This window comes from Gemmatimonadetes bacterium SCN 70-22 (genome assembly GCA_001724275.1).
GTDB lineage: Bacteria > Gemmatimonadota > Gemmatimonadetes > Gemmatimonadales > Gemmatimonadaceae > SCN-70-22.
Genome location: MEDZ01000002.1, coordinates 185,132 through 209,416, shown reverse-complemented (window position 1 = coordinate 209,416; position 24,285 = coordinate 185,132). Strand labels below are relative to the sequence as shown.

27 protein-coding genes are annotated in these 24,285 nt (G+C 71.2%); 23 read left to right on the top strand and 4 right to left on the bottom strand.

Annotated features, from left to right (window positions below):
* Positions 1-47: 47 nt before the first annotated feature.
* Positions 48-1,274, top strand: coding sequence for a hypothetical protein (locus tag ABS52_00965; protein ODT05294.1), 1,227 nt, complete (start codon positions 48-50; stop codon positions 1,272-1,274).
* Positions 1,275-1,397: 123 nt separating this feature from the next.
* Here ABS52_00965 and ABS52_00960 read toward each other — a convergent pair whose 3' ends face one another.
* Positions 1,398-3,863 (bottom strand): hypothetical protein, encoded by a 2,466-nt coding sequence (locus tag ABS52_00960; protein ODT05416.1) that lies wholly within the window; start codon positions 3,861-3,863, stop codon positions 1,398-1,400.
* A gap of 193 nt (positions 3,864-4,056) precedes the next feature.
* On the opposite strand from ABS52_00960, the gene ABS52_00955 reads away from it, so the two are divergent.
* The 4 genes from ABS52_00955 to ABS52_00940 all read left to right on the top strand — a co-directional run bounded on the left by ABS52_00955 (position 4,057) and on the right by ABS52_00940 (position 9,552).
* On the top strand, positions 4,057-5,298 hold the full coding sequence (locus ABS52_00955; GenBank protein ODT05293.1) for a hypothetical protein: 1,242 nt from the start codon (positions 4,057-4,059) through the stop codon (positions 5,296-5,298).
* 4 nt (positions 5,299-5,302) lie between these two features.
* Positions 5,303-6,553 carry a hypothetical protein gene (locus ABS52_00950; protein ODT05292.1) on the top strand — a complete coding sequence of 417 codons (1,251 nt, stop codon included), beginning with the start codon at positions 5,303-5,305 and terminating at the stop codon, positions 6,551-6,553.
* 344 nt (positions 6,554-6,897) lie between these two features.
* A complete protein-coding gene (locus ABS52_00945) occupies positions 6,898-7,731 on the top strand; it encodes a hypothetical protein (protein ODT05291.1) in 834 nt (277 codons plus the stop codon).
* Positions 7,732-7,821: 90 nt separating this feature from the next.
* On the top strand, positions 7,822-9,552 hold the full coding sequence (locus tag ABS52_00940) for a hypothetical protein (GenBank protein ID ODT05290.1): 1,731 nt from the start codon (positions 7,822-7,824) through the stop codon (positions 9,550-9,552).
* A 70-nt stretch (positions 9,553-9,622) separates the two neighbouring features.
* On the opposite strand, the gene ABS52_00935 is transcribed toward ABS52_00940, so the two are convergent.
* Entirely contained in the window at positions 9,623-9,877 is a 255-nt protein-coding gene (locus tag ABS52_00935; GenBank protein ODT05289.1) for a hypothetical protein, read from the bottom strand.
* A 348-nt stretch (positions 9,878-10,225) separates the two neighbouring features.
* On the opposite strand from ABS52_00935, the gene ABS52_00930 reads away from it, so the two are divergent.
* The 16 genes from ABS52_00930 (at position 10,226) to ABS52_00855 (ending at position 20,049) form a co-directional block, all read left to right on the top strand.
* Positions 10,226-10,765, top strand: a complete 540-nt coding sequence (locus ABS52_00930; GenBank protein ODT05288.1) for a hypothetical protein — start codon at positions 10,226-10,228, stop codon at positions 10,763-10,765.
* Between the two features lie 94 nt (positions 10,766-10,859).
* Positions 10,860-11,360 (top strand): hypothetical protein, encoded by a 501-nt coding sequence (locus ABS52_00925; GenBank protein ODT05287.1) that lies wholly within the window; start codon positions 10,860-10,862, stop codon positions 11,358-11,360.
* 71 nt (positions 11,361-11,431) lie between these two features.
* Complete coding sequence (locus ABS52_00920) at positions 11,432-12,196, top strand: amidase (protein ODT05415.1); 765 nt, start codon at positions 11,432-11,434, stop codon at positions 12,194-12,196.
* Between the two features lie 243 nt (positions 12,197-12,439).
* A complete protein-coding gene (locus ABS52_00915) occupies positions 12,440-12,787 on the top strand; it encodes a hypothetical protein (protein ODT05286.1) in 348 nt (115 codons plus the stop codon).
* Positions 12,788-12,818: 31 nt separating this feature from the next.
* Complete coding sequence (locus ABS52_00910; protein ODT05285.1) at positions 12,819-13,097, top strand: hypothetical protein; 279 nt, start codon at positions 12,819-12,821, stop codon at positions 13,095-13,097.
* Positions 13,098-13,701: 604 nt separating this feature from the next.
* Positions 13,702-13,896 (top strand): hypothetical protein, encoded by a 195-nt coding sequence (locus ABS52_00905; protein ODT05284.1) that lies wholly within the window; start codon positions 13,702-13,704, stop codon positions 13,894-13,896.
* Positions 13,897-14,206: 310 nt separating this feature from the next.
* A complete protein-coding gene (locus ABS52_00900; GenBank protein ID ODT05283.1) occupies positions 14,207-14,551 on the top strand; it encodes a hypothetical protein in 345 nt (114 codons plus the stop codon).
* A gap of 35 nt (positions 14,552-14,586) precedes the next feature.
* Positions 14,587-14,808, top strand: coding sequence for a hypothetical protein (locus ABS52_00895; GenBank protein ODT05282.1), 222 nt, complete (start codon positions 14,587-14,589; stop codon positions 14,806-14,808).
* A gap of 7 nt (positions 14,809-14,815) precedes the next feature.
* Positions 14,816-16,090, top strand: a complete 1,275-nt coding sequence (locus tag ABS52_00890; GenBank protein ID ODT05281.1) for a hypothetical protein — start codon at positions 14,816-14,818, stop codon at positions 16,088-16,090.
* Positions 16,091-16,161: 71 nt separating this feature from the next.
* Positions 16,162-16,566 (top strand): hypothetical protein, encoded by a 405-nt coding sequence (locus tag ABS52_00885; protein ODT05280.1) that lies wholly within the window; start codon positions 16,162-16,164, stop codon positions 16,564-16,566.
* Positions 16,567-16,657: 91 nt separating this feature from the next.
* On the top strand, positions 16,658-16,990 hold the full coding sequence (locus ABS52_00880) for a hypothetical protein (GenBank protein ID ODT05279.1): 333 nt from the start codon (positions 16,658-16,660) through the stop codon (positions 16,988-16,990).
* A gap of 20 nt (positions 16,991-17,010) precedes the next feature.
* On the top strand, positions 17,011-17,709 hold the full coding sequence (locus ABS52_00875) for a hypothetical protein (protein ODT05278.1): 699 nt from the start codon (positions 17,011-17,013) through the stop codon (positions 17,707-17,709).
* Positions 17,706-18,182, top strand: a complete 477-nt coding sequence (locus ABS52_00870; protein ID ODT05277.1) for a phosphatidylethanolamine-binding protein — start codon at positions 17,706-17,708, stop codon at positions 18,180-18,182. The genes ABS52_00875 and ABS52_00870 overlap by 4 nt, the downstream gene beginning before the upstream one ends.
* A 167-nt stretch (positions 18,183-18,349) precedes the next feature.
* A complete protein-coding gene (locus tag ABS52_00865; GenBank protein ODT05276.1) occupies positions 18,350-18,826 on the top strand; it encodes a hypothetical protein in 477 nt (158 codons plus the stop codon).
* A gap of 162 nt (positions 18,827-18,988) precedes the next feature.
* The gene (locus ABS52_00860; GenBank protein ID ODT05275.1) at positions 18,989-19,378 is read left to right on the top strand and encodes a hypothetical protein; all 390 of its coding nucleotides are present in this window, start codon (positions 18,989-18,991) and stop codon (positions 19,376-19,378) included.
* A gap of 284 nt (positions 19,379-19,662) precedes the next feature.
* The gene (locus ABS52_00855) at positions 19,663-20,049 is read left to right on the top strand and encodes a hypothetical protein (protein ODT05414.1); all 387 of its coding nucleotides are present in this window, start codon (positions 19,663-19,665) and stop codon (positions 20,047-20,049) included.
* A 70-nt stretch (positions 20,050-20,119) separates the two neighbouring features.
* Here ABS52_00855 and ABS52_00850 read toward each other — a convergent pair whose 3' ends face one another.
* Positions 20,120-21,613: a hypothetical protein gene (locus ABS52_00850; protein ID ODT05274.1), complete on the bottom strand. Its 1,494-nt coding sequence runs from the start codon at positions 21,611-21,613 to the stop codon at positions 20,120-20,122.
* Positions 21,614-21,667: 54 nt separating this feature from the next.
* Positions 21,668-22,132, bottom strand: coding sequence for a hypothetical protein (locus ABS52_00845; protein ID ODT05273.1), 465 nt, complete (start codon positions 22,130-22,132; stop codon positions 21,668-21,670).
* 234 nt (positions 22,133-22,366) lie between these two features.
* Between ABS52_00845 and ABS52_00840 the strand changes: the two genes are divergently transcribed.
* On the top strand, positions 22,367-22,633 hold the full coding sequence (locus tag ABS52_00840) for a hypothetical protein (protein ID ODT05272.1): 267 nt from the start codon (positions 22,367-22,369) through the stop codon (positions 22,631-22,633).
* Between the two features lie 92 nt (positions 22,634-22,725).
* Positions 22,726-24,225: a cation acetate symporter gene (locus tag ABS52_00835; protein ID ODT05413.1), complete on the top strand. Its 1,500-nt coding sequence runs from the start codon at positions 22,726-22,728 to the stop codon at positions 24,223-24,225.
* Positions 24,226-24,285: the final 60 nt, after the last annotated feature.

Sequence of the window (24,285 nt, the reverse complement as noted above, 5' to 3'; positions counted from 1 at the left end):
CGTGTCCCACCACTCACCTGCGTGTCCCCATGCACTCTCTGCGTCCGATGCGTCGCATTCTCCCGGCCCTGGCCGTCCCGGCGATCGCCCTCGCGGCAACCGCCCTCCCCCTGTCCAGCGCCGCTGCCCAGGGGCGCGTGCGCACCGGGATCGAGGTGCTCGTCACCGACTCGCTCCACCTCATCAAGGGGAAGCGCGTCGGGCTGATCACCAACCACACCGGCGTCGGCCCAGCCGGGAAGTCGACGATCGACATCCTGTTCAGCACTCCGGGGGTGCGCCTGACGGCGCTGTACGGGCCGGAGCACGGGATCCGTGGCGTGGCCCGCGCCGGCGACCACGTCGCCTCGTCGGTCGATTCGGCGACGGGCGTCCCCGTGTACTCGCTCTACGGCGACACGCGCGTCCCGACCCCGGAGATGCTGAAGGACGTGGACGTCCTGGTCTTCGACATCCAGGACGTGGGCGCGCGCGTCTACACGTACGAATGGACGATGACCCTTGCCGCCGAGGCGGCGAAGGGGAAGAAGTTCCTCGTCCTCGACCGCCCGAACCTCATTCGTGCCGACCGGTTCGAGGGAGGGGTCCTGGACCCGAAGTACCGTTCGTTCGTGGGGTGGTATCCGGTCGCGCTTCGCTACGGGCTCACGGTGGGTGAACTCGCCAACTACCTGGTGAAGACGGGCCAGCTCACGTCGGACCTCACGGTGATCCCGATGCAGGGGTACCGCCGCAGCATGTGGTGGAACGAGACGGGGCTGGGGTGGCTCAACCCATCGCCCAACATCCGTTCGGGCGACGCCGCCGTGTTGTACACGGGGACGGTCTTCTTCGAGGGGACCAACGTCAATGAAGGGCGCGGGATGCAGATGCCCTTCCAGATGGCCGGCGCCCCGTGGCTGACCGACGCCGGGGCCATCGCCCGCGAGCTCAACGCCCTCAAGCTCCCGGGGGTCGTCTTCGATTCCACGACCCAGACCATCGAGGCCGGCTACAAGTACGGCGGGCAGACGGTGCCGGTCCTCGTGGTGGTGGTGAGCGACCGCGACCTGGTGAAGCCGGTCGAGGTTGGGATGCACATGCTGCGGGCCATCTACAAGCGCCACACGGGCGACTTCCAGTGGCGCACGCAGTCGGTGGACCGCCTCTTCGGCTCCGACCGCCTGCGCAAGGCGGTGGAGACCGACGGCGGGATCGAGGCGCTGATCCCGGTCCTGCAGCGCGAATCGGAGGAGTTCAAGCGGAAGACGGAGCCGTACTGGCTGTACCGGTAGCCGGGAGACGCGGCACAGGGCCGTCAGCTGCAAATCACCCTGGCGCCGTGGCGCCTGGGAACCGTGGGGCCCCGCCCGCGCGCTTGTCGAGTGCGCGGGCGGGGCGCATTGCGCCTGGGCGGCTCACTCCAGCCTCAGCGCCTCGGTAGGGGCGATGCGTGCCGCACGCCAGGCCGGGACTCCGGTGGCCAGCACCGCCGTCGCGATCGCGAGGACGGCGACGGCCACGTACGTGAGCGGGTCGCCGCGCGTGACGCCGAAGAGGAGCCCGGCCACGAAGCGCGACGCGGCCGCCGCCCCCGCCAGCCCGAGGGCGGTCCCCATGACCGCGAGGATGGCGCCGCCCCGTAGCACGCGCCCGGCCACCTGCCTGGGGGTCGCGCCTAACGCGAGCCGGATCCCGAACTCGCGCGTGCGCTGCGACGTGGCGTAGGCCAGCACGCCGTGGATCCCGACCAGCGCCAGCGCCAGCGTGAGCAGGGCGAAGGCGCCGAGCACCACCGTGGTGAAGCGACGGGTTCCGAGCGAGGCAAGGAGCGTCTCGCCCAGCGGTTCCACGCCGTGCACCGCCAGCTGCGGGTCCACGCTCCAGACGGCCCGCCGCACATCGGCGGCGAGGTCGGCGCTGCCCCGGTCGCTCCGCACCAGGAGCGCCCCCGACGACGCTGGCGCCTGCGCCAACGGCGCATACAGGGCGGGAGGCGCCGGCTCGGTGGGCCCCTTGAAGCGCTCGTCGGCGACGACGCCGACGATGCGCCGCGAGACGCCCCAGAAGCGGATCTCCGCCCCGATGGGGTCGCGCCCGTCGAAGTAGCGCCGCGCCGCGCTCTCGTTGATCACCGCCACCAGCGGCGCCGCGGCATCGTCACCCTCGCCCAGCGCCCGCCCGCGCCGCAAGGTGGTCCCCATCGTCTCGAAGTATCCGGGCGTCACCTGTCGCACGGAGATCTCGGGCCAGTCGCGCGCCTCCGCTTCGCGCCCCACCACGACGAACGAGTTCGTGAAGCCGGCATCGAGCGGGTGCGCCGAGGCGATGGCCGCCGACTGCACCCCCGGAATCGCCTCCACGCGTTGCAGGAGCTCGCGATTGAAGCGCTGTGTGGCCGGCCAGTCGGGGAAGCGTCGATAGTCGCGCGGGTAGCGCGTCTCGGGGAGCGTGTACTCGGCCTTGAGGACGCCGTCGGCGTTGAAGCCGGGGTCGACGCTCAGCACCGACGCCACGCTCCGCAGGAGGAGCCCGGCGCACAGGACCAGCGTGACCGAGAGCGCGAGCTCGGTCACGACCAGCCCCTCGCGAAGGCGCCGGCCATGCACGCCGGCGGTCGCGCCGCGCCCCTCGCCCTTGAGCGCGTCGTTGACGTCGACACGGCGCGCCTGCAGGGCGGGGACGAGCCCGAAGGCCACGCCCACGAGCATCGAGATCCCGAGGGTGACGGCGAGGACCGTGGCGTCGATCTGCACCTCGTCCACGCGCGGAATGTCCGTCGGCGCGAGGGCGAGCAGGAGCTGAAGCCCCGCCCACGCGAGCGCCACCCCGGCCGCTCCGCCCATGAGCGCCAGGAGCAACGATTCCACCATGAACTGCCGCCACAGGCGCCCGAATCCCGCGCCGATGGCGGTGCGCACCGCGACCTCGCGTGCGCGCGCGGCGCCGCGCGCCAGCAGGAGGTTGGCCACGTTGACGCAGGCCACGAGGAGCACCAGGGCGACGGCGCCTAACAGGAGATAGAGGACGGGGTGCACGGGGGCGAAGACGACGTCCTCGAGACGCTCGATGTTCACCCCGCGTGCCGTGTTGGAGCGGTAGGCCTGCTCGAGTCGCGAGGCGATGCGCCCCAACTCGTCGCGCGCCGCGCCCATCGAGACGCCGGGCGCCAGCCGCCCGATCATGAAGAAGGGGTGGGTGTCGCGCGGGTAGGTGCGCTCGCTGGCCTGCAGCGGGAGCCAGGCGGCGACGTCGCCCACTCCCGAGTATGGGGCGTGGTAGGCGGCCCGCGCGTGCACCTGGTCGACCCCGAAGTCGCTTCCCGCCGGGACGATCCCCACCACCTGGCGCGGCGTGTCGTCGAGGCGAATGGTGCGCCCCACGATGGCCGGGTCGGCGTTGAAGCGGGCACGCCAGAAGCGCTCACCCAGCAGCACGACTGGCGCGCCGCCCGCCACGTCCTCCTCGGCCGTGAAGGTGCGCCCGTGCAGGGGGGCGATCCCCACGAGCGGAAAGTAGGTATGGGTCACCGCCACCGTGGAGAGGCGCTCGGGGGTGTCGCGCTCCGGCGTGTGGCTCGTCTCGAGACCGACCAGCGCCGCCATCCCGTTCAGTGTGCGCGCCTGGGAGGCGAAGTCCTGGTAGTCGGGCCACGAACCCGGCTCGCGCGTGGTCCCGCTGGTGCGATCGGTCTCCCATACCACCACCAGCCGGTCGGCGTCGCGGAACGGGACGGGGCGGAGGAGGACGGCGTCGACGACACTGAAGAGCGCCGTATTGGCCCCGATGCCGAGCGCCAGGGTGAGGATGGCCACGATACTGAAGCCCGGGGCGTGCCAGAGCTGCCGGAGTGCGTATCGCGCGTCGTGGCGAAGGTCGGCCAGCCATTCGCGTGCGGACTTTCGAGCGACGTGTCGCCCGCCTGTCGTTGCCATCGGGGCTCCCGGTGCGGGTGAAGGGAACAACTGGGGGATGCGGCCCCCAGGAGGGTTGGACCTGCGGAGCTGGGGGACGGTTTCCTCGGGCGGCGATGCCGGAGCGCGAAACCCGGAAGCGGATGGGGCCGTACGACCCGCCATGTCCGTCGTCGAAGCCATCCGCCTGGCCCTGGCCCAGATCCGCGCGCAGAAGCTCAAGAGCTTCTTCACCCTCCTGGGAGTGGCCATCGGCGTCATGTTCCTGATCGCCGTCGTCTCCATCATCGATGGGATGGGGCGGTACATGGAAGATGACCTGGTCGGGAAGCTCATCACGAAGAACTCGTTCGAGCTGCGCCGCCAGCCCAACATCAACATGGGCGACGTGGACGAATCGGAGTGGCGCGCCTGGCGCACCCGTCCGCGCATCACCGAGGACGATGTCGAGCCGGTCACCTCGGCGCTCCCGCCGAGTGTCCGCTGGTCGTACGAGGGGGAAGATGCGCTCACGGTGGAGTCGCGCTACGCCAACCCGCGCAAGGTCTTCGTGCGCTGCGTGGACGGCGACTGGTTCGCCATCCAGAACATGGGGCTGCAGGAAGGGCGCCTTCCGTCGCCGCAGGAATATGCGTTAGGCACCCCGGTGGCGGTCATCGGCGAGGAGGCGCGCAAGCACTTCTTCCCCGGCGTGTCGCCGGTCGGGCGCGAGATCCGCATCGGCAACCTCCCGTACACGGTGATCGGCGTCGCCGAGAAGCAGGGGAGCGCCTTCGGGATCTCGATGGACAAGTTCGTCGTCGTCCCCTACAAGGCGCCGGCGCATCGCCTGGTGAATCGCTACAAGGTGATCGACGGCATCACCGTCCAGGCGGCGTCGGAGCAGCAGCTGGTGTCGACGATGGAGATCGTGCGCCAGGTGATGCGCACGCGGCACAAGCTGCGCCCGGGACAGCCGGACGACTTCTCGATGCAGACGGCCGATGCGGCGCTCGCGTTCTGGAAGAAGATCCAGGGCTTCCTGGTCCTCGCCGGGATCGCGCTCCCCGCCATCGGGCTCGTCGTGGGATCGATCGTGATCATGAACATCATGCTGGTCGCCGTGGCCGAGCGGACGCGGGAGATCGGCGTGCGCAAGGCGCTGGGGGCCAAGCGGCGCGACATCCTGTCGCAATTCCTGGCCGAGTCGACGACGCTGGCGATGATCGGGGCGGCGTTCGGGATCGGGGCGGGGTTCGGGCTGGCCAAGCTCATCGCCGCGATCTCGCCGCTCCCGGCGAGCGTGGCCCCCTGGTCGGTGGTCGTCGGGGTGACGGTGGGGGCGGGCGTGGGGATCGTGTCGGGGGTGTATCCGGCGAGCCGCGCCTCGCGCCTGGACCCGGTGGCCGCACTGCGGCAGGAGTAGCGGGATGGGACTGCGTGACCGCGTGACCTCGCTGGTGGAGGGGATCCTGATCGCGGTGGACGCGCTGCGGGCCAACCGCGTGCGTGCCGCCCTCACCATCCTCGGGATCGCCATCGGCGTCTTCGTGGTGGTGGTGATGTCGGCGGCCATCCAGGGCATCAACAACAGCGTGGCCCGCGAGTTCGAGAAGGCCGGGCCGACGACGTTCTTCGTGAACCGCTTCCCGGTGACGCTCGAGGGGTGCAGCGACGCCGATGACGAGAGCTGCAAGTGGCGCAGCAACCCCCCGTTGCGCCTGACGGAAGCGGCCGCCATCCGGCGCCTCCCCACCATCCAGGACATCACCATCAGCACCGGCGCCTCGGCGGCAGCCAAGTATGGCGACCGGCTGCTGTCGTCGATGCGGGTGGTGGCCTTCACCGCCAACTGGATCGAGGTGGACGGCGGCGACGTGGTGCAGGGGCGGAACTTCACGCAGGGCGAGGAGACGAACGGGGCCCGCGTCGTGGTGATCAACGAGAAGGCGGCCGAGCGGCTGTTCAGCGGCGTGGACCCGATCGGGAAGGTGCTCCTCCTCAACAAGTCGCCCTTCATGGTGATCGGCGTGTACAAGAGCGCGGGCGAGTTCATGAGCGAGCCGAGCCCGCGCGCCTACGTCCCGTTCACCGCCGGACGGCGCTACCTGAACCTGTGGATCGACTGGATCGACTTCACCGTGAAGCCGGTCCCCACCGCCACGCGCGACGAGGCGATCGACGACGTGGTGGCCACCATTCGCGGGATGCGCGGGCTGCGCCCGGGCACCCCCGAGAACTTCGCCGTCATCACGCAGGACAAGCTGTTCGAGACGTGGGGGAAGCTGACGGGGATCTTCTTCCTCGTGATGATCGCCCTGTCGGGGATCGGACTGATGGTCGGCGGCGTGGGGGTGGTCGCGATCATGATGATCTCGGTCACCGAGCGCACGCGCGAGATCGGGGTCCGCAAGGCGTTAGGCGCCACGCGGGGGGTGATCCTGTGGCAGTTCCTCATCGAGGCGGCCACCCTCACGGCGATCGGGGCGATCGTCGGCCTGGTGTTCGGCTGGATGGTGGCGGCGCTCATCCGCAACGCGACGCCGCTGCAGGCCACCGTGCAGCCGATGGCCATCGCCGCGGCCTTCATGGCCAGCTCGCTGACCGGCATCCTGTTCGGGCTCTTCCCGGCATCGCGCGCGGCGCGGCTGGATCCCATCGAGGCGCTGCGGTACGAGTAGGGAGCGGACGAGAAGACGAGAAGACGAGAAGACGAGAGGGGTGGGCTGATGGAGGCTCGCCCCTCTCGTCTTGCCCGGCACGCTGGAGCGTATGGGGGGTGCGCAGGCCATGCCGGGGTACGAGGCGACGGCACGGGGCGACGGCACGGGGCGACGGCACGGGGCGCGCGGAGATGAGGGCGTGGGCTACCGGGATGCCGGTCACGGAAGTACGGTATGCGAGAGGGCGCAGCGGGCAGCGGGTGAACGTGGTCCGGACATCCAGCCGCACCCTCCCGCCGGGTGGATCGTCTCTCGAGGAGACGCCGGCGCTGCCACGTCCCTCAGGCGATCTTCACTCGCGAATGCTCCAGGCATCCTTCCTCCTCCCGGTGGTCCTTCCGGCGCTTGCGGCTGGGGTGGGGATCGGTGTGCTCGTCGGGCGTCGCCGGGGACGGGAGCCCACGGCGCCATCGCCCGATGAGAGCGCCCCGACTCCGCGTCGACAGGGGGACAGCGAGTCCCTTCGTTCCCAGGCCCTCGAGGCGGTGGCGGAGCCGGTCCTCGTCATCGGGGTCGATGGACGGGTCAAGGACTGCAATGCCGCCGCGCTCGTCCTCCTGGACCGGAATCGCCCCGCCGTGATCGACGTCGAGGCCACGACGCTGCGAGCCCTCGTGACGCCGCGAGCGCAGCTGCAGGACTGGAAGGAGGTGATCGCCTTGCGTGCCCCCTGGTCTGGCGATGCGCACGTGCGGCTCGCCGACGGGAGCCGCCGGGCCTCTCCCGTCCGCCTCGTTCCCGTCTTTGCCCTCTCCGGTGAACTGACGGCGATGGTGGAGGTCTACCGCGAACTCCCCAGCGAGCCGGAGCTGGCGCCGGACCAGTACCTCCGCGCCCTCGACCTGGGAGAAGGGGGCGATGCCGCGGGGACGGCGGGGGAGCGCGCCGAGCGCGAGCTGCGTCTCCTGACGTTGGCGATCGCCGACCTCGATCGCGTGGTGCGGCAGTACGAGCTGCTCCTCCCCGCGGTACGTGCCGAGGATCCGCTGGCGGAGGCGATCGCGGGGCTGGCGGCGGAGACGAGCGAGGTGATCGCATCGGCCGACGTCCCCCGCCTGCTGCGGGAATTGCCGGCGACGCTGGCGCGCCTGCGTGCGCAGGTGCAGCGCCTGGCGGAGCCGGCGGGGAGCGACTGACCCCCGGGGGCGGGCGGACGCCGGCGCATCGCTGACGCATTAGGTTGAGGGCGCCGTCCCGTGACCTGCCGGCGGTACGGCGCCCCGACCATGCCCGGAGAACGCCCCTTGCTTCCCGAACTCCCCCCCTCGCCACAGGCCATCGCCGACGCCACCTGGGACGACCTCGCGCCCTACTACGAGCAACTGGTCCGCGCGCCGCTCTCGGTCGCGTCGGTGGAGCCCTGGCTCGAGAAGTGGTCCCGGCTCAGCGCGGTGGTCGATGAGGCGGGGACGCTGGCCATGATCGCCTACACGTGCGACACCGCCGACCCGGCCAAGGAATCGGCGAACCTGCGCTGGTCGTCGGAGATCTTTCCCAAGGTGGGGGAGCAGAACGTGCGGCTGGCGGAGCGGCTGGTGGCGCTCGCTTGGACGCGCGACGACATGGCGGTGGTGCTGCGCGAGTTCCGCACCGACATCGAGATCTTCCGCGAGGAGAACGTGCCGCTCTTCGCCGAGCTCGAGGAGCACACCGCCGCCTACCAGAAGATCACGGGGGGGCTGGGCGCCGAGTGGGAGGGGAAGCGGGTGACGATCCCGCAGCTGCAACCCCACCTGAAGGAGCGCGACCGGGCGGTGCGCGAGCGCGCCTTCAGGCTGGGCGCCGAGGCGTACATGGCCAGGCGCGACGCGCTGGCCGCGCTCTTCGACACGATGTTCGCGCTGCGGCAGCGCATCGCGGCCAACGCGGGGTTCGCCAGCTACATGGACTACGCCTTCCGGGCCAAGCATCGCTTCGACTACACCCCCGACGATTGCGCGCGCTTCCACGACGCCGTCGAGGCGACCGTGGCGCCGGCGGTGGAACGGATGATGGCCCACCGGCGGCACGCGCTCGGCGTCGACACCCTGCGCCCGTGGGACACGCAGGTGCAGCTGGAGAGCGAGCGCCCGGTGCGTCCGTTCACCGACGTCGCCGGATTCGTGACGCCGGCCCAGCGTATCTTCGACGCCCTCGACCCCGAGTTGGGCGGACAGTTCCGGACGATGGCGCAGGAGGGGTTGCTCGACCTCGAGAGCCGCCCGGGGAAGGCGCCCGGCGGGTACTGCACCAAGCTCCCCTGGCGGGGAAAGCCGTTCATCTTCATGAACGCGGTCGGGGTCCCCGACGACGTGAACACGCTCGTCCACGAGGCCGGGCACTCCTTCCACGACTTCGCCGCCCATCGGCAGCCCCTGATCTGGCAGCGCGGGACGGGGCACGAGGCGGCCGAGCTGGCGTCGATGAGCATGGAGCTCCTGGCCATGCCGCACCTGGCCCGGCCGACGGGCTACTACACGCCGGACGAGGCGCGGGCCGTGGAGATCGAGCAGCTGGAGGACGTGCTCAACAGCCTGGCGCACATTGCCAGCGTCGACGCCTTCCAGCGGTGGATCTACACCAGCGGCCGGGGCGACGATGCCACCGCGCGCGATGCGGCATGGTTGCAGCTGCGGGCGCGATTCGAGCGCGGGGTGGACTGGTCGGGGCTGGAGGCAGAGCGGGTGGCGCGCTGGTACCGCCAGCTGCATATCTTCGAGCTTCCGTTCTACTACATCGAGTACGGCATCGCGCAGCTCGGCGCGTTGCAGCTGTGGCGCGACGCGCGGCGCGACCCGGCGGGGACGATGCAGCGCTACAAGCGCGCCCTCGCCCTCGGCGGGACGCGCGGGCTCCCGGACATCTACGCGGCCGCCGGGGCCCGCCTCGTCTTCGACGAGGGGGGGATGCGCCAGCTGGTGGCCCTCGTCGAGGAGCGGCTCCACACCCTGCGGGACAAGGGCGCCGACCGGTCGTAGGCGCCACGCGAGTCCACCGGCCGCTGGCAGGAGCTCACCGGTCGCCCACCGGGGCGTCCTCGTGCCGGGCCTACTGCGGCTTCTGGACCGACGTTCCGGGGTCGCGCTCCACGCCGATGGTGTAGTCGGAGGCGAGGGCGGCGATGGTCCCGATGGCGGCCCAGAATGGGAGGAGCGCCGCCCCCGCCACGCCAGCAGTGAGGGGGAGATCCATCAGGGTGCGCCCCTGCGGGTTCCGGATGACGATGCGCCGGATGTTCCCCTCGCGCAGGATCTCCTTGAGCTTGGCCTTGAGGTTGCTGCCGGCCACCTTGATCTCTTCCATGTGTCCTCTCGCTCCATCTGGCGTGACACCGTCGCCCGAGCCGCGCCGCGGCGACGCATGTTGGCGCATCCTTGCGCGCCTCCTTCCCCTACGTCGCGGCGCCACGCCCGGTTCCACTGCCGTGGCCCGGGGGGGTGACACGGCATCGGCGATGCGGCTCGGCGATGCGGCTCGGCCAGGCGCCGCCGACGGCGTTTACCGCCGCCAGCGCCGGGAGATATGTTGCGGGGGGAAGGGGAGCTCGGGAGACGGACCCCGCCGCTGCTCCCACGCCGTCCCCACGCGCCCCTCGTGCCGTATCGAGGCCGCTCCGGAGCCGGGGTCGACTGCCATTTCACTCGAGTCTCGATGGCCAACCCGCTCGTCCTGCCTTCTGGTGGCCTCCGTCGCGGTGCGTGGCGCGGCGCGGCGACCCCGCTGGTCGCACTCGTGCTGGTCCCGCTCGCGCTCCTCATCCCCCGACGAGGCACCGCGCAGCAGGAGGTCCCGTCGCTCTCCAGTGCGCGCGTGGCCGCCCAGGTGGGGGTGGGGGCGCTGGCCTCCCCGGTGGCGTTCTTCGGGGCGGGGATCGCGACCAAGCGACTCGCCATCGCCATGGGAGCGAGCGACGAGGGCGCCGGGCGTGCCGCGTACGTCGCGGCCTACGGCGCCACGTGGCTCGCCGCCGCCGCGGTGCCGGCCGCCATCGGCGGTGACGGGCGCTTCCCGTCGGCCCTTGGCGGGTCGGCGTTAGGCATGCTGGCCGCCAAGGGCCTCGTCGCGATCGGGAACTGGCGCTACGACGCCGATCGCCGGGCCTGCGGGGTCCTCTGCTGGACGCTGGGTGCCGCCGTCGTCGCCCTCCCCAGCGTCGGCGCCACCATCGCCTACGACCGGTCCCGGCGCTGACGGGTTGCGCCCGCTCCCACGCCGGGCTAGGGTCCACTCAGCCTGCGCCATCCGCCCGGTTGGCGTGCCCCGTTCCCCGTCCTCCTGCGCACCCATGACGCGATCCTCGACGATCCTCCTCGCGGCGTTCGCCCTCGCCTTCACCGTTGCCGGCGCCTCGGCGACGCGGAGCGAGGGCGGGATGGCGCACGCCGCGCCGGTGCCGGCCGCCGCCAAGACCGTCATCCAGGTCTACAAGTCGCCCACGTGCGGGTGCTGCAAGAACTGGGTGGACCACGTGCGGGCGAATGGATTCCAGGCCGAGGTCTTCGACGTGTCCGAAGAGGAGCTGCAGGCCCGGAAGGCGAAGCTCGGGGTGGGGCCGAGGCTGGCCTCGTGCCACACCGCCATCGTGAACGGCTACGTGGTGGAAGGGCACGTCCCCGCCGCCGACATCCAGCGCATGCTGAAGGAGAAGCCCCCCATCATCGGGATCGCGGCCCCGGGAATGCCGGTGGGGAGCCCCGGGATGGAGGTCCCCGGCGGGCGCAAGGACAAGTACGACGTGGTCGCGTTCTCCAAGGGCGGCGCGACGCGGGTCTTCGCCAGCCACTGATCGATCGCGACGCCCGGCCGCTGGCGGTGGCGGGCGTCGTGGCTTCCGACGACACGGGCGACACTTCGGCCATGGAAACGAGACCCTGGGTTCTCGCCGAGTCGACATGGCCCGCCGTGCGTGATGCGGGCTACGAGGTGGTGGTCCTCCCGTGGGGGGCCACCGAGGCGCACAACACGCACCTGCCGTACGCCACCGACGTGGTCGAGGCGAGCGAGGTCGCGATCGCGGCGGCCGGCATTGCCTGGACGCGCGGGGCACGTGTCGTCGTCCTCCCACCGGTCGCGTTCGGCGTCAACACGGGGCAGCTGGCGGTGCCCTACTGCCTCAACCTCAACCCGACCACGCAGCTGGCGGTGCTGCGCGACCTGGTGCGTGCCATCGAGCCGCACGGGGCACGCAAGCTGGTGGTGGTGAATGGGCACGGCGGGAACGACTTCAAGCCGCTCCTCCGCGAGCTGCAACCCCAGACGCGGCTCTTCCTCTCGTTCGTGAACTGGTGGACCATCCTCGACGCCCGGCGATACTTCGGCGAGCCGGGCGATCACGCGGGGGCGCTGGAGACGAGCGTCATGCTGCACCTCGCGCCCGCCCAGGTGCGGCCGCTGGACGAGGCGGGACGGGGCGAGGAGCGGCGCTTTCGCATCAGGGCGCTGCGCGAGGGGTGGGCGTGGGCGCAGCGTGACTGGCCGAGCGTCACGGCCGACACGGGGGTCGGCGACCCGGCCGGGGCCTCGGCGGCGCAGGGGGAGCGCTTCGTGCGCGACGCCGCCGAGCAGCTCGCCGGTTACTTCGTGGAGCTCGCCGCCGCCGACCCGGGCGACCTGTACGCCTGACGCCGCCCCGGGCGACCTTGCACGCCTGACGCCGCCCGGAGCGCCGGCTGGAGCGCCGGCCGGCGCCGGCGCCGCGCTCCCCGCTGGCCGCGGGCGGAGTCCAGCAGCGCATTGCCGCAGGCGCGTGGCTCGGACCGCGTTGCCGGGGGACAGGCGGCGGCCCATGTTCCACCCTGGCCCCGAGGCGCCCCAACCGCGGCGCGGCCGGACACGGCACACATCACTACAGACGGGTGAGGAACGATGAAGGCCTCGATGGTGACGATGGCGATGGAGCTCGATGGCTACCGCATCGATGAAACGCTGGGCGTGGTGCGGGGGATCGTGGTGCGGTCGCGCTCCCTGTTCGGGACGATCGGGGCATCGCTGCAGACGCTGGTCGGCGGGAACATCACGCTGATGACCGAGCTGTGCGAGCGCACGCGCGCCGACGCCTTCGCGCAGATGATCGCCCACGCCGAGGAGCTGGGCGCCAACGCGGTGATCTGCGTGCGTTACGATGGCACCGAGATCATGACGGGCGTGACCGAGGTGTTGTGCTACGGGACCGCGGTGCGTGTCGCGCCGGCCGGCCCCGGCGGGGCGCGTTAGGCAACCTGACCTGCTTTCACCGGAGGGGACGATGAGCGAATGGCGCGAGAAGGTGCAGCGGATGATGGCCGACCTGGAGCGGGAGCGCGACGAGCTCCGGGTGCAGGCGCACCTGGCGAAGGCCGAGGCGAGGGACGAGCTGGGGAAGCTCGAGGCGCAGCTGGACGCGAAGATGGCCGAGCTCAAGGCGAAGGTGGCCAGTTACGACAAGGATGGGGACGGGAGCGTCGTGGACGACCTGGGCGATGCGGCGCGCAAGCTCGCGGGAGAGTTGCAGGAAGGCTTCCGCCGGTTCCGCGAGCGCAGCTGAGCGTGGCGGCGGGGGCCGCCCGGCACGCGGCGCGGGCGTCGCCTCGCCTCCCTCCCCCCGGGGCGCCCCTGTCAGGGAATCGCCGAGGGGGGAGGGGGAGGAACGGGGAGGCGGAGCTGGGCTGCCGCGGGCGCCGGGGCGGCGCACGGGCGGGGAATCGTCAGGCCGCGGCCGCGGGAGGGTCGGCCGCGTCGTCAGGCACCCGCGTCAGGCACCCGCGGCAGGCACGTGCGTCAGGCACCCGCGTCAGGCAGCGGGACGGAGGCGTCGTCAGGCAAGCGGGCGTCGTCAGGCACTCCGGAAACCGCGAGTTTGTGACCGGCGGGGCCTAACGGCAGTCCTGCCTTACGCGGCGCGTCAGGCAGTGGGGGGGCGCGAATTCGACCGGAGAGTGGTATACTAGGCGCGCTTGTCGCCGGACCCCCCAGCGGTACCTCCGGCGCCCGCACTTCCCACGACGTTGACCGGCGCTCGTCAGGCACCGGCCACCCAGCCCCAGGTTCACATGGCAGCGAAGAAGGCAACCAAGAAGGCGGCGGCGAAGAAGGCGCCCGCCAGGGCCGCCAAGAAGCCGGCCGCGAAGCGGAAGAGCGCCGTCACCTCGGTGCCGGGGATCAGCCGCATCGACCAGGAGTCGACTCGCACGCATGGTTACTTCGTCCGCGTCGGCTACCACCGCACCAAGGAAGGGGCCTGGCGTCCCAAGCACCGCGCCTTCTTCGGCGACGCCGGCCACGGCGGCAAGGAAAAGGCGTTCAAGGCGGCGGTGAAGTGGCTCAAGGAGGCGCAGAAGAAGTGATGCTCCGGCGGCCCCGGCGCCGGGCGTCTGTCGACGCCCCGTGCATCGGCGCTCCCTCCGGCTCCTCGCGGTTCGAGGGATGCCGCGTCATGCGGACCCCCGCCTTCCGGTAGCTCCCTCCCCTGCGGAACGACCAGCAGCGCCAGCACCGGCGCGCCCCACGCGGGGCGCGCCGGTGGCGTCGTTGGCCCAGGCGCCTCCCGGTCGCGCCCCGCGCCCGCGCCCGCGTCATGCCCCCGCCGGCGCCCTTCCGCCCCAGGGGCGCTGGCGCCTTCGGGGCGCCGATCCCGCCCTCGACTTCGCCCCGCCCATGACGCCGATCGTCCGCACCGTCGCCCTCCTGGCCTGCTCCAACGTCTTCATGACGTTCGCCTGGTACGCCCACCTCCGGAACCTCGGGTCCCGTGCCTGGTACGTGGCGGCGCTCGCCAGCTGGGGGATCGCCCTCTTCGAGTACCTGTTGCAGGTGCCGGCCAACCGCATCGGCTACACCGTGCTCTCCCTCCCGCAGCTCAAGATCCTGCAGGAGGCGATCACCCTCACGGTCTTCGTCCCGTTCGCGCTCCTCTACATGAGGCAGCCGCTCAAGCTGGACTACCTCTGGGCGTCACTCTGCATCCTCGGCGCCGTCTACTTCGTGTTCCGCTCCCCATAGATTCCGGGAGTCGACGAACGCCAGCGAGCGATCCCGTGCCGATCTTCCAGAAGTCGATCTTCAGGACCGAGTGCGACGAGTGCAAGCTCCCCTTCGCCGTGAACACCGGCGGGGTCTGCGTGCAGTGCCGTCGCATCCTCTGCGCCAAGCACCTCCATGGCTCCGTCGTGCGCAAGCTCCTCATCGCCTTCGGGGCGCCGATGACCTGCGTGCGCTGCCGGGCGGGGGAATCGCCCGTCCCTCCCGCCACTCGCTAGGCGCCCCATGACCGTCCGGCTGTACTACGACGATGCCTATCGCACGCGCTTCGAGGCCCGGGTCGTCGCGCGGGAAGACGGCGGGCGCCGCCTCTATCTCGACCAGTCGGCATTCTACCCCACCTCCGGCGGACAGCCCCACGACCTGGGAACGCTGGCGGGGGTGGCGGTCACCGACGTCGTCGACGAGGGGGAGCGCGTCGCGCACGTGATGGCGGCGCCGGTCGCGGGCGACGTCGACGAGGGCGTGATCGAGGGCGTGATCGAGGGCGTGATCGAGGGCGTGATCGAGGGCGTGATCGAGGGCGTGGTGGACTGGGCGCGCCGCTGGGACCACATGCAGCAGCACACCGGGCAGCACCTGCTGTCGGCAGTTTGTGCCGACCACTTCGGCTGGGAGACGCTGAGCGTCCATTTCGGCGCCGAGGCGTCGACGCTGGACGTGGCGACGGAGGCGGTCGCCCCGGCCGCGCTGGCCGAGCTCGAGCGGCTCGCCAACGCCGCCGTCACGGGGAACCGCCCGGTCACCATCGGCTTCGAGGACGCGGCGGCGGCGACGGGGCTGCGCAAGGCGTCGGATCGCGCCGGCACGCTCCGCGTCGTCACGATCGAGGGAATGGACCGGAGCGCCTGCGGCGGGACGCATGTGCGCGCCACCGGGGAGATCGGGCCGATCCTCCTCCGGCGCGTGGAACGGGTGCGGCAGGCGACGCGCATCGAGTTCCTGTGCGGGACGCGCGCCATCGCCCGGGCGCGCGCGGATCACGACGCCCTGGCGCGCATGGCCAGTGGGCTGTCGTGCAGCATCGACGAACTGGCGACGATCGTGACGGCGCAGGGCGAGCAGTTGCGGCTGCTGCAGAACGAGCGCAAGCGCCTGGACGACGAGCTGGGCGCGTGGCGCGCGCGTGACCGTCATGCCGCCGCCGCCCCCGGCGCCGATGGCAATCGCCGCCACCTGCAACGCCAGGCGCAGGGGAAGGTCGATGCGTCGCGCGCGTTCGCCCTCGCCTTCGCCGCACTCCCCAGGGCGGTCGTCGCCGCGGCGGTCACGACGCCACCGGCGATCCTGGTGGCGGCCTCCGACGACAGCGGCGTCGACGCGGGACAGGCGCTCAAGGCGGCCCTCGCTGCCGTCGGCGGGCGAGGAGGCGGGAGCGCGCGCCTGGCGCAAGGGACCGTTCCCGATGCGACGGCGCTCGAGCGCGTCATCGCCGCCCTTGGCTTTCTCCCCGAGGCGACGGGTACGCCCTCCGTCGCCGAAACACCCCGCGAATCATGACCTCGCCCCCGCCCCCTCCCCTGGACCGACATCGTGTCGTCCCATCGCCGCAGGCGCGTGAGCGCGGGGGGTTGGCCTCGTTCCTGAGCTCCCACGAGCGCAAGGGCGACTGGGAGATGCCGCGCCACCTGCGCATCGCCTGCATCATGGGGAGCGCGATCGTCGACTTGCGGGAGGCCCGGATTCCCGAAGGGCGATCGGAGATCGACCTGCGCGTGATCCTGGGATCGGTCGAGCTGCTCTTCCCGCCGGGCGTTCGCGTGGAGATGGAGGTCGACGGCTTTGCCTCGTCGGTCGAGTTCACGCCGGACGCCTCCGTCGTCCCCGATCCGTGGGCGCCCGTCATCCGGGTGGTCGGGACGGTGACGCTGGGCTCCGTGGAAGGGGCCTCTCGCCTCGCCGGCGAGAGTGCACGCGAGGCCAGGAAACGCATCCGCGCCGCGTCGGGGCGTCCCTCTCGCGGACTCGGCTGGTAAGTGGTAGCGTAGCGCATCCCTTCGACGGATGGCTGGCCTTGCCCCCAAACCCCAGCATGGACCAGCCGTCCCCCGCAGTGGGAGATGTCGCATGGAAACCGCGCTCCTCGAATGGCTCGCGCGAATCGGCTCGGGTGCCTTCACCCTCTCGCTCGGCGCCTTCGTCCTGCTCAATGGGGCGGCGGTCGTCGCGGTGGTGGTCACACGAGACCGGAGCCTGGTGAACAGGTGGACCGGGCGCATCCTCGCCGGCAACCTCGTCCTCGCCGGGACCGGGCTCGGCATTCCCCTCGTCACCACGGTCACGCGGCTCGGGATCATGGCCGTGACCCCGTCTGCACAGCTGCGCCCCAGCGTGGGTGACGAGGTGCGCGACGAGCGTTCCCCTGTTCCCGAGGCGCTCGCTCCGGTCGGCAGGCGCTGACACGATCGACCGGGCACCGGATGCTGCCCACCATCCTCCTGCACGGCGCGCTCGGCTCGCGCGCGCAGCTCGCGCCGCTGGCCGCCAGGCTTGCACCTGACCGGGACGCGCACCCGCTGGAGCTCGCAGGGCATGGCGCCACGGCGCTCCCGTCGGAAGGCGTCCTCCGCGTGGACCGGCTGGCAGAAGCGATCCTGGTCCAGATGGATGGTGCCGGGATCTCGACGGCGGACTTCTTCGGTTACAGCCTGGGCGGTTACGTCGCCCTCTGGCTTGCCCGGCACCATCCGGAGCGCGTGCGGCGGATCGTGACGCTGGCGACCAAGCTGCACTGGACGGTTGGAGGGGCGTCGCGCGAGGTCGAGATGCTCGACCCCGCCACCATCCGTGCCAAGGTCCCCGCCTTCGCCGAACGACTGGCCGCGACGCACGTCGCCATCGGGTGGGAGGAGCTGCTCGGAGCCACGGCGGAGATGATGACATGGATGGGGGAGAATGCCCCGTTGACCGAGGAGACGCTGCGCGCCATACGTCATCCCGTGCGGCTCATCGTCGGGGACCGCGATGCCACGGTGTCGGTGGAGGAGTGCGTGCGCGCGCGTGGCTGGCTCGCGGACGCCGAGCTCGAGGTGCTCCCGCGGACGCCGCACCCGTTCGAGCGCGTCCCCATCGAGCGGCTCGCGGCCAGCGTCCACGAGTTCCTGAGCACCGACCGATGACGCTCATCCTCACCTCGCCGTCCTTCGCCAACGGCGGCGCCATCCCGCCCCGCCACACCTGCGACGGCGACGACCGCTCTCCTCCGCTCGCGTGGAGCGGAATCCCCGACGGGACGCGGAGCCTCGCGCTGATCGTCGACGATCCCGATGCCCCCGATCCCGCGGCTCCCAAGCGAACCTGGGTGCACTGGGTGCTATGGGACATCCCGCCCGATGCCACCGCACTCCCCGAGGGGGTGAGCGACGCCGGGCTCCCGAAGGGGACGCACGTCGGCGTGAACGATTCGCACCGCAAGGGATACGGCGGCCCCTGCCCGCCCATCGGGCGTCACCGCTACTTCCACAAGCTCTACGCGCTCGACACCGTGATCGGGAAGCTCGCCGAGCCGACCAAGGCGCGGCTCCTGGCGGCGATGGAGGGGCACGTCCTCGCCGGCGCCGAACTCATGGGGACGTACCAACGCCGCGCGTAGCGGGCTGGTCACCGCGGGGGCGCGTTTCGTCCGCCGCGCCCTCGCGCGGCATCCCCGTACGGCGGCATCATTCACTCGCCGGGCGCTGACCTCCCGGCCGTTGACGTCCCGCCGCGCGCCGCGGCGCCCGCGCTTACCCTCACGCCTAACGCCGAATGCCGCCCCGCATGCGCCGATTCGTCCCTCCCTTCCTGCTCGCCGCCGCGCTTCTTGCACCTGCGTCGGCCCGCGCGCAGGCGTCCAATGCCTCGTCCGACGTCATGGCGGTGGTGCAACGCCTCTTCGACGGGATGCGGGCCGGCGACTCGGCCGTGGTCCGCAGCGTCTTCCATCCGCAGACCCGCATGATGACCGCGGCCAACGGGCCGGACGGGAAGTTGCGCCTGCGGGTCGACCCGGCGATCGACGGGTTCGTGAAGGCGATCGGGACGCCGCGACCGGCGCCGCTGGACGAGCGGATCTGGAACCCGAAGATCGAGATCGACGGTCCGCTGGCGTCGGTGTGGGTGGACTACGCCCTGTATGTGGGCGACAAGTTCTCGCACTGCGGCATCGACCACTTCCTCCTGGTGCGCGGCGACGACGGCGCGTGGAAGATCGTCTCGATCGCCGACACGAGGCGCACGGAGGGGTGCAAGCCGTAGGCGCGCGATCCCGGGACGAGCGCGGGGCGACGGCGGCGATGCGCGTCGGTCAGCAGGTGCCAGCAGGTGCCGCAGGTGCCAGCAGACGGTAACAGACGCCAGCTGGCGCGGGCGCCGGTGCCGGGAGAACTTGCCGTATTACCGCAGGAATGGGAGAAGGTCATGTCGGCGGTTCGGCTCTTCGTCTACGGCTCGCTTCGGCGCAACGCCGAGCAGGTCGCGCACCCGCTGCTCGTCGATGCCGCCTTTGTTGGCGGCGCCACCGTGGCGGGGACGCTGTACGCGGTGGCCTGGTATCCCGGGCTCGTACTCGCGGGAGAGGGGGCGGTCCATGGCGAGCTGTACGAGCTCCCGGCCGGGCGCGCCGACGCCATCCTGCATTCGCTCGACGACTATGAAGGCGGAGGGTTCCGGCGCCGCAAGGTGACCGCCGCGCTCGCCTCTGGCGACCGGTGCGAGGCGTGGACCTACGCGTACCTCGGGCCAGTGCATGCCCTCGAGGTCATCGCCTCGGGCGACTACGGCGCGCCGGTGCACCGTGCGCACCCGTGATGTGACAAACATCGTGCAGCGACCGCGACACGCGCGGCAGCTCCCTCTGTGGCACTCCCTCTGTGGCACTCCCTCTGTCGATCTCCCTCATGTCACGTTCACTCCGCTTCCAGCTGATCGCAGGCGCGGCCGCCCTCGCGCTCCTCGTCCTGCCGCTTCGCGCGCAGCACGCCGACCATGCCGCCCATGCGGCCAGGCCAGGTGCCGGTGACTCGACGCAGGGGCTGCGTGCGGCGACGCTCCCGGGACAGGACGCCTTCGGCGCCATCGCCGAGGTCGTGAGGATCCTGCGTGCCGACCCCGCGACCGACTGGTCCACGGTGAACCTCGAGGCGTTGCGGCAGCACCTCCTCGACATGAACGAGGTCACGCTCCGTTCGACGGTGAGTGCGACCAACGTCGCCGGTGGGGTGCGCGTGGACGTGACCGGGACGGGGCGCGCGCGCGACGCCATCCGCCGGATGATCACGGCCCATGCCCCCATGCTCGCGGCGGAGGGGCTGGCGGGTGTGGCCGACACGATCCCCGGCGGGATGCGATGGACCGTCACCACGCGCGATCCCGCGCGCGTCGCCGAGTTGCGCGGGCTCGGCTTCATCGGGATCATGACGCTGGGCGAGCATCACACGGTGCACCACTTGCAGCTGGCGCGCGGCGGCTCGCACCACTGATCGGCGCCCGCGGCGCCCGCGGCGCCCGCGGCGCCCGCGGCGCCCGCGGCGGACCGGCGTGGGGCGGGCGCTACCGCGTCCAGTCCTGCCGGATCCCCTCGGCGACGCGGTCGGCGAGGGCCATCACCGTCTGGTACGGGTTGATCTCGACCGAGTCGGGGAAGAGCGAGCTGTCGGCGACGCGGAGCCACGGCACGCCGTAGACGCGGCCACGTGAGTCGGTGACGCCGCTCCCCTCGGGTCCCATGGCGCACCCACCCATGAGGTGGGCCGCCGAGATCGAGATGCGCCCTGGGAGGAAGTGCTCCTCGGTGATGAGGTCGGCGAGCTTGTACGCGTTCTCGCGCTCGATGAGCGGCGGATCGGCCGACGGGGCGTGCACCCGGCGGGCCCCAGCCGCGAAGAAGATGCGCGCGCTCATCCTCGTCGCCGACACCAGCGATCGAATGACGGCGGGGGTGAAGGTGTAGTGCACGACCGCCTTTCCCGCCGCGTCGACGGTGATCCGGTTCCCCGCGACCGCCTTGTCGCACGCCAGGACGAGGATCATCTGCAGGCGCGGAAAGGCGCGCATCAACGTGCTGTGGTCGGCGCCGAAGCCGGTGAGGTTCTTGGCGGTGATGAAGGGGAAGTACATGCACGTCTCGAGCACGTATCCTTCGTGCTCGGCACGGTCCAGGTAGTAGCTCTTGGGGTGCCCGACGTCGTTGGTGATGGCGCGCTCGTGCTCGGCCACCAGGATGTGCGCGGGGTGGCAGGTGAAGCGCTCGCCGAGGCGCGGGAGGTGCTTCGTGGCCTCGGAGCGGAGGAGGAGCGCGCTGCTCCCGATGCTCCCCCCGCAGGAGACGATCGTCCGGGCGGAGATGCGATAGTCGCCCGGCGCCCACTCCGACGGGGCGCCCTTTTCGCCAGGGGCAACGGGGTGCACGCGGACCACCACGCCCCCTTCCTCGAGCCGCAGCGCCTGCGCGCGCGTCACCACCTCCACCCCCTGTCGCTCGGCGTTAGGCAGCTGGACGCGGTGCGTCCCCATCTTGGCCGCGTTGGGGCACCCCAGGTTGCAGAGCGACGACCCCTTGCACCCCCGGAGGTTGAGCGGGAACTGCTCCGCCTTGGCCCCCACGCGCGTGCACCCCGTCACGAAGAGCCTGTTGTTGTCGTTGAGGAGGACGCGTGGGAGGTAGTGGACGTCGTTCTGGGCCATGAACTTCTGCGAACGCCGCTCGATGTCGGCGTGCTCGAGCCCGGGGACGCACCACTCGCGGATGACACGGTCGGGCGCGATCAGCGTGGTCCCCGTGTACACCACCGTCGACCCCCCGTAGGCGCGCCCGAAGGCGAGCGTCATCGTCCCGTCGGCCGTGAGGAAGCCGCCCCCATCCTCGTACAGCGCCCCGGACATGTCGATCTCCCGCCCGGTGAACTCGTGATCGCCCAGGCGCGGCCCCTGCTCGAGCACCAGGATGCGCACCCCCTGCGCGACCATCGGGGCGAGCTCCTGCGCGACCGTCCCGCCTCCCGCCCCCGAGCCGATGACGACGATGTCGTATTCACGGGTCAGCACGTCGTCCCCCGGGCGAATTCCGACCGTCGACTTGCCAATGCTGTGAGGCGGCGGTCAGGGGTCACGCGACTCCTCGTCGAATGGCTCGGTTGCGACGGCCCGCATCTCTCCGGTCGTGCGCCGCGCGCTCCATCCGTCGGCGTGCGCGCGATAGCCCAGCGCCCCCTGCACGTCTTCGCGCGTGTAGTACCCCATGAAGACCAGGGTCCGCACCCCCCAGAATCCGCGTCGGACCAGGAGGTGGCGCGACGACTCGAGCCCGTGGAGGACGGCGGTGCGCTGCTGCGGGGTCAGGTGCGAGAACCGGCGGAAGCGCCTGAGGAGCGGGAGAAGCTCGATGATCCGGAGGAACGCCACCAGCTGGCGGCGCATCGCCTCGGGGCGCGAGGCCAGCGCCGCTTCGACCACCGCTTCGACTTCCCGCCACGCGTCCGGTGTCAGCGACGCCATCTCGGGCACGACCGTCTCCGCCACTGCCCGAAACGTCGCCTGCACCGGCGCCAGCGCCGATCCGCTCATCTGATGATCCACACGGGGTAAACGGAGCCTCCTGAAGGCGGCGGATAACATGCAGGGCGGGGGCGCGGATGACGAGGGGGGAGTGGCGCGCATCGCGACACCCCTGCCCCTCGCCACCTCCCCCCCTCGCCACCTTGCCCCTCTCGCCCCCTGCCCCCACGTTGGCCCCGCCCGTCTCGTCTTCTCGTCTTCTCGTCTTCTCGTCTTCTCGTCCTCTCGTCTTCTCGACTTCTCATGAGTGATGCCCGCCTCCGCGCCCTCGCGGCCCGGCGCACCCGCTTCGCGATCTCGCTCACCGTGGCGATGATCGTCCTCTATTTCGGCTTCATCCTCCTCATCGCCTTCGACAAGGCGCTGATGGGAACGCTGGTCGCGCCGGGGCTGAGCCTGGGGATCCTCCTCGGCGCGCTGGTGATCGTCGTGAGCTGGCTCCTCACCTGGGTGTACGTGCGCTGGGCCAATACGCACTACGATCGCGAGCTCTCGGAGATCAGCCGATGAGCATTGCCCTCCATGCGCTGCTGCGGGCGGGGGTTGCGCCTGCCGACTCGGCGGCGCACGCCACGGCCATCGGCGAGCCCAACTCCGTCGCGATGGCCTTCTTCTTCGTCTTCATCGCGCTCACCCTCGGCATCACCTACTGGGCGGCCAGGCGTACCCGCACCACCGAGGATTTCTACGCGGCGGGGCGCGTCATCTCGGCGGGGCAGAACGGCTTCGCCCTCGCGGGCGATTACATGTCCGCGGCCTCGTTCCTGGGGATCGCGGGGCTGGTGTCGACCACCGGATTCGATGGGCTGATCTACTCGACCGGATGGCTGGTCGGCTGGCCCGTGGTCCTCTTCCTCATCGCCGAGCCGCTGCGGAACCTCGGGAAATACACCTTCGCCGACGTCGTCGCCGCGCGGCTGCGCCAGACGCCCGTCCGTATCGCCGCCGCGCTCGGGACGCTGGCGACGGTGATCTTCTACCTGATCGCCCAGATGGTCGGCGCCGGCGGGCTGATCAAGCTGATGTTCGGCCTCAGCTACGAGACGGCCATCGTGGTGGTGGGAGCCGCGATGATCGCCTACGTCCTGTTCGGCGGGATGATCGCGACCACGTGGGTGCAGATCGTGAAGGCGGTCCTCCTGCTGGGGGGGGCGACCATCCTCGCATTTATGGTGTTGGCCGAGTTCAACTTCAGCCCGCTTTCCCTCTTCAGTGCGGCGGCATCACGCTATGGTGACGCGGTACTGGCGCCAGGAAGGCTCGTTTCCAACCCCTGGGATGCCGTTTCACTCGGAATGGCGCTGATGTTCGGGACGGCCGGGCTTCCCCACATCCTCATGCGGTTCTACACCGTGCCCGATGCCCAGGCCGCACGGAAGTCGGTCTTCTACGCCACGGGGCTCATCGGCTTCTTCTACCTCATGACCTTCATCCTCGGCTTCGGTGCGATGGTCCTCGTCACCCCCGAGACGATCCTGGCGGTGGACAAGGGGGGGAACATGGCGGCTCCGCTGTTGGCCGAGACGTTGGGGGGGACGCCCTTCCTCGGCTTCATCGCCGCCGTGGCCTTTGCCACCATCCTCGCCGTGGTCGCCGGCCTCACCCTGTCGGGGGCGGCGGCGCTCTCGCACGACCTCTGGGTGAGCGTCGCCCGAAAGGGCGAGGCGACCCCCATCGAGCAGCTCCGGGTGGCCCGCATCGCGACCGTTGCCCTCGGGATCATCGCCGTCTTCCTCGGGATCACCTTCAAGGGGCAGAACGTCGCCTTCATGGTCTCGCTGGCCTTCGCCATCGCTGCCAGCGCCAACTTCCCGGCGCTCCTCCTCTCCATCTTCTGGCGCGGGTGCACCACGCGTGGCGTCGTGACGAGCATGCTGGTCGGGACGATCTCGACCCTTCTCCTCATCTACCTGTCGCCCACCGTCCAGGTCGACATCCTCGAGGCGGAAAGCGCGCTGTTCCCCCTCAAGAACCCGGCGTTGATCACCATCCCGCTCTCGTTCGCGGTGGGGATCGTCGTGTCGCTGCTGGGGAGCGACCCTGTGGCGCGCGACAGGTTCGCGGAGGTAGAGCGGCGAGTGCACCTGGGAGCCGAGGCCTGAGCGGCAGCTCATGGTTGCCGCCCGTCGCGCACCGCTCGCGGCCGACCAGATGGGGTACCT

What these genes read in the sequence shown, in the direction of transcription:
- ABS52_00860 (ODT05275.1), top strand. Translation starts at nt 18,989, where the DNA reads ATGTCGGCGGTTCGGCTCTTCGTCTACGGCTCGCTTCGGCGCAACGCC.
- ABS52_00930 (ODT05288.1), top strand. Translation starts at nt 10,226, where the DNA reads ATGGCCAACCCGCTCGTCCTGCCTTCTGGTGGCCTCCGTCGCGGTGCG.
- ABS52_00955 (ODT05293.1), top strand. Translation starts at nt 4,057, where the DNA reads ATGTCCGTCGTCGAAGCCATCCGCCTGGCCCTGGCCCAGATCCGCGCG.
- ABS52_00845 (ODT05273.1), bottom strand. Translation starts at nt 22,132, where the DNA reads ATGAGCGGATCGGCGCTGGCGCCGGTGCAGGCGACGTTTCGGGCAGTG.
- ABS52_00870 (ODT05277.1), top strand. Translation starts at nt 17,706, where the DNA reads ATGACGCTCATCCTCACCTCGCCGTCCTTCGCCAACGGCGGCGCCATC.
- ABS52_00965 (ODT05294.1), top strand. Translation starts at nt 48, where the DNA reads ATGCGTCGCATTCTCCCGGCCCTGGCCGTCCCGGCGATCGCCCTCGCG.
- ABS52_00915 (ODT05286.1), top strand. Translation starts at nt 12,440, where the DNA reads ATGAAGGCCTCGATGGTGACGATGGCGATGGAGCTCGATGGCTACCGC.
- ABS52_00835 (ODT05413.1), top strand. Translation starts at nt 22,726, where the DNA reads ATGGCCTTCTTCTTCGTCTTCATCGCGCTCACCCTCGGCATCACCTAC.
- ABS52_00945 (ODT05291.1), top strand. Translation starts at nt 6,898, where the DNA reads ATGCTCCAGGCATCCTTCCTCCTCCCGGTGGTCCTTCCGGCGCTTGCG.
- ABS52_00920 (ODT05415.1), top strand. Translation starts at nt 11,432, where the DNA reads ATGGAAACGAGACCCTGGGTTCTCGCCGAGTCGACATGGCCCGCCGTG.
- ABS52_00890 (ODT05281.1), top strand. Translation starts at nt 14,816, where the DNA reads ATGACCGTCCGGCTGTACTACGACGATGCCTATCGCACGCGCTTCGAG.
- ABS52_00910 (ODT05285.1), top strand. Translation starts at nt 12,819, where the DNA reads ATGAGCGAATGGCGCGAGAAGGTGCAGCGGATGATGGCCGACCTGGAG.
- ABS52_00875 (ODT05278.1), top strand. Translation starts at nt 17,011, where the DNA reads ATGCTGCCCACCATCCTCCTGCACGGCGCGCTCGGCTCGCGCGCGCAG.
- ABS52_00940 (ODT05290.1), top strand. Translation starts at nt 7,822, where the DNA reads ATGCCCGGAGAACGCCCCTTGCTTCCCGAACTCCCCCCCTCGCCACAG.
- ABS52_00865 (ODT05276.1), top strand. Translation starts at nt 18,350, where the DNA reads ATGCGCCGATTCGTCCCTCCCTTCCTGCTCGCCGCCGCGCTTCTTGCA.
- ABS52_00880 (ODT05279.1), top strand. Translation starts at nt 16,658, where the DNA reads ATGGAAACCGCGCTCCTCGAATGGCTCGCGCGAATCGGCTCGGGTGCC.
- ABS52_00925 (ODT05287.1), top strand. Translation starts at nt 10,860, where the DNA reads ATGACGCGATCCTCGACGATCCTCCTCGCGGCGTTCGCCCTCGCCTTC.
- ABS52_00935 (ODT05289.1), bottom strand. Translation starts at nt 9,877, where the DNA reads ATGGAAGAGATCAAGGTGGCCGGCAGCAACCTCAAGGCCAAGCTCAAG.
- ABS52_00840 (ODT05272.1), top strand. Translation starts at nt 22,367, where the DNA reads ATGAGTGATGCCCGCCTCCGCGCCCTCGCGGCCCGGCGCACCCGCTTC.
- ABS52_00950 (ODT05292.1), top strand. Translation starts at nt 5,303, where the DNA reads ATGGGACTGCGTGACCGCGTGACCTCGCTGGTGGAGGGGATCCTGATC.
- ABS52_00900 (ODT05283.1), top strand. Translation starts at nt 14,207, where the DNA reads ATGACGCCGATCGTCCGCACCGTCGCCCTCCTGGCCTGCTCCAACGTC.